The organism is Microcoleus sp. B9-D4, from assembly GCF_036705105.1.
GTDB lineage: Bacteria > Cyanobacteriota > Cyanobacteriia > Cyanobacteriales > Microcoleaceae > Microcoleus.
The window spans coordinates 1-1,302 of sequence record NZ_JAUBTS010000173.1; the positions used below are offsets into that span (position 1 = coordinate 1).

At 50.0% G+C, this 1,302-nt stretch carries 1 protein-coding gene; it reads left to right on the top strand.

Translation table 11 applies throughout. The features are described from left to right. Position 1: 1 nt before the first annotated feature. Positions 2-1,302, top strand: a 1,301-nt coding sequence (locus tag QUB24_RS33405; protein WP_333157877.1) for a CHAT domain-containing protein, incomplete at its 3' end; no start/stop codon positions are given.

The window sequence follows — 1,302 nt, forward strand, 5'->3', positions numbered from 1 at the left end:
CATGAACGTCTTTGAGTTCGAGATTACCATCCAGAGCAAATCAGGCGAGAGTAGCTGGCCGATTGTTGTCAGGTGCAAGCAACCAGACGGACTAACCATCCATTCAAAAGAAACTCTTGAGCTAAATCAGGAGGACTTGAACAAACTCACTCAACAGCAAGAAAACGAGAAGGAATACGGCACCCATCTTGGCAAAGCATTGTTTCGAGGGGCTGTATACGACACCTTCGTTCGTGCCTTATCCAAGAGCAGTCAGGACTCCCTGTTACGAATTTTGCTGTCGCTCGAAGCCGCGGACAATGACCCTATCAAAACCTTACATTGGGAAAGGCTGTGCGCTCCAATAGATGCCGATGGAAGTTGGCATCTTTTAGCCCGCAACCAGCGCGTTCCCTTTTCCCTGTACATTCCCACCATTATCGATCGGCGCTTTCCGCCAATTGGAAGACGTGACTTGCGGGCACTGGTGCTGGTAGCGAGTCCCTCTAATATCGGTAAGTTTCAATTAGCACCTTTTGACGTTGAAGCTGTCTTATCAGGAGTCAAGGAAGCGCTTGGTGAAATTCCTTACGAAATTTTGGCAAATGATGTTGCAGGTGCGATCGGGCCCCCAACGCTACAAGAACTATCTAAGCAACTGACTAACGCCAAGAAGCCATACACATTGCTGCACTTTGTCGCCCACGGCAAGCTGCTGGATAACGGAGAAACTGTTCTGTACTGGGCAAAAGCAGATAACCAAGTTCAGCCAGTTACGGGAGAAGAATTACTTTCAGAGCTCAAGAACATCGGTAATCATCAGAGGAGCTTACCTCATTTTGCCTTTCTGTGCACTTGCGAAAGTGCCGACCCCAGAGCCGAAGCAGGATTAGGTGGATTAGGGCAAAGATTGGTCAGAAATTTGGGGATGCCTGCTGTAGTAGCGATGACGCGCAAGGTGAGCGTAGAGACAGGCTTGGCTTTAGGACAGAACTTTTACCGACGCCTCAGAGAGTCAGGAGAGGTAGATACGGCGCTACAAGAGGCAACAGCCGGATTGGGAAAACGGCACGATATTGCTGTCCCGGCTTTGTTTAGTCGCTTGGGTGGGCGTCCCTTATTTAGCGATCGCCTTGACGATCGGGAGCTGACTGATGAGGAAATCGAGTATGGTATTGAAAAGCTGAGCAAACTCCTCGTAGAACGCGCCCCTAATGCTTCGGTACTCAAGCAGAGATTTGAAACCCAGGTAAAGACGCTGAAAGATACGCGGGGAGCAGAGTCACGCACAGCGCGTGAACAGCGCCAGCAGGCAATAGTAGA